Origin of the sequence: Microbispora sp. NPDC049633 (genome assembly GCF_040675265.1) — a bacterium.
GTDB classification, from domain to species: domain Bacteria; phylum Actinomycetota; class Actinomycetes; order Streptosporangiales; family Streptosporangiaceae; genus Microbispora; species Microbispora maris.
Genome location: NZ_JBFAOO010000337.1, coordinates 1 through 4,448, shown reverse-complemented (window position 1 = coordinate 4,448; position 4,448 = coordinate 1). Strand labels below are relative to the sequence as shown.

Annotated in this window: 5 protein-coding genes and 1 pseudogene; 4 read left to right on the top strand and 2 right to left on the bottom strand. The window is 75.4% G+C overall.

Annotation, left to right across the window (positions count from 1 at the left end; translation table 11 throughout):
- Positions 1–140 precede the first annotated feature (140 nt).
- Positions 141–419, top strand: coding sequence for a DUF4031 domain-containing protein (locus tag AB0J39_RS38330; RefSeq protein ID WP_363473945.1), 279 nt, complete (start codon positions 141–143; stop codon positions 417–419).
- Positions 420–433: 14 nt separating this feature from the next.
- On the opposite strand, the gene AB0J39_RS38325 is transcribed toward AB0J39_RS38330, so the two are convergent.
- Positions 434–1,057: a metal-dependent phosphohydrolase gene (locus AB0J39_RS38325; protein WP_363473943.1), complete on the bottom strand. Its 624-nt coding sequence runs from the start codon at positions 1,055–1,057 to the stop codon at positions 434–436.
- 64 nt (positions 1,058–1,121) lie between these two features.
- The gene (locus tag AB0J39_RS38320) at positions 1,122–2,447 is read right to left on the bottom strand and encodes an MFS transporter (protein WP_363473941.1); all 1,326 of its coding nucleotides are present in this window, start codon (positions 2,445–2,447) and stop codon (positions 1,122–1,124) included.
- Between the two features lie 88 nt (positions 2,448–2,535).
- Here AB0J39_RS38320 and AB0J39_RS38315 point away from each other — a divergent pair, with 88 nt between their 5' ends.
- The 3 genes and pseudogenes from AB0J39_RS38315 to AB0J39_RS38305 form a co-directional block, all read left to right on the top strand.
- Positions 2,536–2,856: a metalloregulator ArsR/SmtB family transcription factor gene (locus AB0J39_RS38315; protein WP_363473939.1), complete on the top strand. Its 321-nt coding sequence runs from the start codon at positions 2,536–2,538 to the stop codon at positions 2,854–2,856.
- A 107-nt stretch (positions 2,857–2,963) separates the two neighbouring features.
- Complete coding sequence (locus tag AB0J39_RS38310) at positions 2,964–3,866, top strand: MoxR family ATPase (protein WP_363473937.1); 903 nt, start codon at positions 2,964–2,966, stop codon at positions 3,864–3,866.
- Positions 3,859–4,448, top strand: a pseudogene (locus tag AB0J39_RS38305) (hypothetical protein); the annotation flags it as partial. The gene AB0J39_RS38310 and the pseudogene AB0J39_RS38305, both read left to right, overlap by 8 nt.

The following is a 4,448-nucleotide window of genomic DNA, read 5'->3' as shown; positions in this document are numbered from 1 at the left end:
AGGCCGCGGCTCTGATGGTGCTTTCCAGGCTGTATCTGGACTGCGGTGACCCGCTCCGCGCGAAGGCCGGTTTGGAGCGCGGCGTGCGATGCGCGGCCCGCCCCCCGGGCTATGCTCGCTCCCGGACAGGGGAGAGGTGCATGGCGGTGCTGATCGACCGGCCGAACTGGCCGGGGCCCCGGGGGCTGCTGTGGTCCCACCTGGTCAGCGACTCCTCGCTGGAGGAGTTGCACGAGTTCGCCCGCCTGCTCGGCGTGCCCGCGCGGGCCTTCGACCGCGACCACTACGACGTGCCGGAGACGGTCTACGACCGGGCCGTGGTCCTCGGGGCCGAGCCTGTCGGCAGTAAGGAACTGGTGCGCCGTCTGCGGGAGGCGGGCCTGCGCCGGCCGAAGACCCGCCCGAGATCTACACTGTAAAGGCGTCCGGCCGGTCATCGAACTCGGAGGCGGGCCAGCTCCCCGGCGAGGTTCTCGCGCGCCCGCCGCTCCCACAGGTCGCGGGCCACAGAAGTGCCGAACAGGCGGGGCTTGCCGAGCAGCTCCCGCAGCACCGCGGCCCGTCCGGCGCGGAAGGCGTCGTCCGGCACGTGCCGGTACTCCTCGCGTACGGCCCCCGCGTACGCCTCGTACGCCCCGGGCGGCGCAGCGAGGATCGCCAGGTCGGCGTCGCACAGGACGGCCGCGTTCACGTCGCCGGGCTCGTAGGCGTGCCCCGCCGTCAGCCGCACGAGCCGGGCGACCTCCCGCACACGCTCCGCCGGCAGGCCGCAGGCGGGCAGCCGGGCCTGGGCGAGCTGGGAGCTGCGCTCCTCGTCCCACCCCGGCCGCCCGTCGTAGACGGCGTCGTGGAACCACGCGGCCAGCCGTACGGCGCCGGGGTCCTCCGCTTGGGCGGCGAGCGGCTCGATCGCGGTCAGGACCGCCCGCAGGTGCGCGGTCGTGTGGTAGCGCCGGTGCGGCTCCGCCCAGCGGGCGGCCAGTTCGGCGGCGAGGGCCCGCCCGGCCGGCGAGCGCGTGAGGCAGGAGGGCGGCGCCGGAGTCTGATCGTCGCTCACGCTCCGACCCTAAGGGTCCGGACACTGAGCGTCCGGGCACTGGGTGTCCGGGCACGCGCGGGCTTCAGGCCGTGCGGGCCGTGCGCCCCCGGACGAGGCCGGGCACCGCCGTGAGGAGGGCCAGGACGACGACCGCGCAGCCGTACACGGTGGCCGTGGCCCGCAGGCCGAGCGACGGCACCGCGAACCCCGCCGCGACCGCGGGCACGCTGAAGGCGAGGTAGCTGACGACGTAGACGGACGCGAACATCCCGGCCCGATCGGCGGGGCCCGCCAGCGCCGCGAGCGAGCGGAACGCGCCGAGGAAGGCGCTGCCGAACCCGCACCCCGCGACGACCGTCCCGGCGAAGAACATCGGCGTGGACGCGGCGGCGAGCGCCAGCAGGGTCAGGCCGGTCCCGGCGGCGAGCACCAGCGACCCGCCCGTCATGACCCTCCTCGCCGGCAGAACGTGCACGGCCAGCGACGCCACGGCCCCGGCGGCGGTGAGCGCGGTGACGACCAGCCCGCCGACCAGGTGGTCGGGAATGCGCAGGACGCCCGCCGTGAGCGAGCCGCCCAGCGACAGGTAGAGCCCGCCCATCGCCCACGTGGCGACCAGGCAGGGGACGGCCGCCGCGAACGCGCCGCGGGCGGGCCGTGGCACGGCCACCCGCGGGCGCAGGGAGACGAGCGCGTCCCGGCCTCTGCCGGGCCGGGGCGCGACCGGCTCGGGCAGCAGCGTCATCGCGGCCGCGAGCAGCGCGAAGACGGCCGTGAGCAGGACGAATATCGCCGTCGTCGGGGTCGCCGTGTAACGCACGAACAGTCCGGCGCCGAGCGCTCCCGCGGCCAGGCCGCCGGTCGGCGCGACGCCGTTGACCAGCGCGCCCAGCTGACGGACGCGGTGCGATCCCGGCTGCAGGTCCACCAGGCCCGCGCTGATCGCGCCCGTCGCCGCGCCGGTGGCCAGGCCCTGCACCGCCCTGGCCAGCAGCAGCGGCCCGACGCCGTCCGCGGTCAGGAACGCGACCATGGCGCCCGCCTCGGCCAGCAGGGCCGCGACCAGCACGGGCCGCCTGCCGACGTGGTCGGACAGCCCGCCGACGGTGAGCAGCGCGACCAGCAACGCGAGGGCGTAGACCGCGAAGACGGCGGTCAGCGTGGCCGCCGAGAACCCCCAGCGCTGCTGGTAGATCACGTACAGCGGGGAGGGGACGCTCGCGGCGACCATGAACGCCACCAGGGACCCGGCGAGCAGCCAGAAGCCGGCGCCGCGGGAGATCCGGCCGCGAGCCCTCGTCCCCACGGCGGCGTCATCGCCCCGTCCGGGTTCCGGACCCGGTGTCCGCGCGTCCTGATCCGCCTCCAGGATGGTCGCCGGCGTCGCGCGGTCCCCCGATGTCGTCATCACGGCACTCCCATGGTCGATGGTTCCAGAATTTTCGAACCGTCACACCGTACGACGAGGTGCCGATTAGTTCAACTATTATCGAACCATGCCTGGAGCCCGGGACCTGCCGCACCCCGACACCACGACGCTGGTGCTGACCGACGTGCTGTTCGCGCTCAGCGACCCCTCGCGGCTGGCGCTCGTACGGCGGCTCGCGCAGGGGCCGCTGGAGGTGGCGGCGTGCCAGCCCACCGGGGGAGAGGTGCCGAAGTCGACCCTGTCGCACCACCTGAAGACCCTCCGCGAGGCCGGCGTGATCCGCAACGTCCCGGATGGCCGGCAGCGGTACGTGAGCCTGCGCAGGCAGGACCTGGACGAGCGCTTCCCCGGCCTGCTGGACGCCGTGCTGGCCGCGTCCCCGCAGTGAGGACGGGCAGATCTGTGCGATCGTGGCGACACGGAGCCCTGTGCCGCGCCCGGGTTTGGCGGATTCGGCCAGAGCCTCGCCGAACGCCCCCCGCGTAGCCTGTCCGTGTGCTGCGGCGGACGACCACCATCTCGGACATCGACGCGCCGGCGAGGCTGGCGGAGCTGCTCGACCACCACGACTACCTGGCCGACGAGGGCGTGACGACCGCGGCCTACCTCGCCCTGAGGATGGGACGGCCGCTGTTCCTGGAGGGCGAGGCGGGCGTCGGCAAGACCGAACTGGCCAAGACGCTGGCGGCGATCCTGGAGGCGCCGCTGATCCGGCTGCAGTGCCACGAAGGCCTCGACGCCGCGCAGGCCATGTACGACTGGGACTTCCCGCGCCAGCTCCTGCACCTCAAGGCGGCCGAGGCGGCCGGGGTGGCGGACGTCGCGGCGCTGGAGGGCGAGATCTACGACCGGCGCTTCCTCATCGCCAGGCCGCTGCTGCGGGCCCTGGAGACGCAGCCCAGTGTGCTGCTCGTCGACGAGATCGACCGGGCCGACGACGAGTTCGAGGCGTTCCTGCTCGAAGTGCTGTCGGACTTCACGATCTCGGTGCCGGAGATCGGGACGATCAGCGCGGCGACCCCGCCGGTCGTCGTCCTGACCTCCAACCGCACCCGCGAGGTGCACGACGCGCTCAAACGGCGCTGCCTCTACCACTGGCTGGAGCACCCGGGGTTCGACCGGGAGGTGGCGATCCTGCGGCGGCGCCTGCCCGGATGCGCCGAGCGGCTCGCGGCGGACGTGGCGCGGGCGGCCGGCCGGATGCGCGAGGCCGGCCTGCTCAAGCCGCCCGGCGTCGCCGAGACCCTCGACTGGACCGAGGCCCTGCTCACGCTCGGCGCGACGGAGCTCGACCCCGCCCTGGCGGCCGCCACGCTGGGCGCGCTGCTCAAGCACCGGGAGGACCAGGAGACCGTACGGGCGATGGGGCTGCTCACGCCGGGCGGCGGCCGTGGCTGACGGCGTCGCAGGCCGGAGCGGGGCCGGCCGGAGCGGGGCCGGCTCCGGGCCGGTCGCCGTGCTGGCCGGGTTCGCCCGGGCGCTGCGGGCGGCCGGGGTGGCGGCCGACCACCACCGCACCCAGAGCTTCCTCACGGCGCTCGGCCACCTCGACGCGGCAGACGGGCGCAACGTCTACTGGGCCGGCCGCCTCACGCTGTGCGCCGGGCCCGACGACCTGCCCCGCTACGACCGCTGCTTCGCCGCCTACTTCTCCGCGGCCTTCCCCGCGCCGCGCCGGGTGCGCGCGACCACCGTGTCCGTGACCCGCCCGGTGGCCACGCCGCACGGCGCGGGGGAGCCGGAACCCGCGGGCGAGCCCGGCGCCCCTCCGGCCACGGCGAGCGAGGCCGAGGTGCTGCGGCACCGGGACGTGGCGCGGATGAGCGAGGCGGAGCGGCGGGAGGTGCACCGCCTGCTCGCGCTGCTGCGCGGCGCGCGGCAGCCGCGCAGGTCGCGGCGGTACCGCCCGTCGTCCCACGGCGGTGCGACCGACGCCCGGATGGACGGTCAGGGACCAGATCGCCCACCTCACCTTCGTCT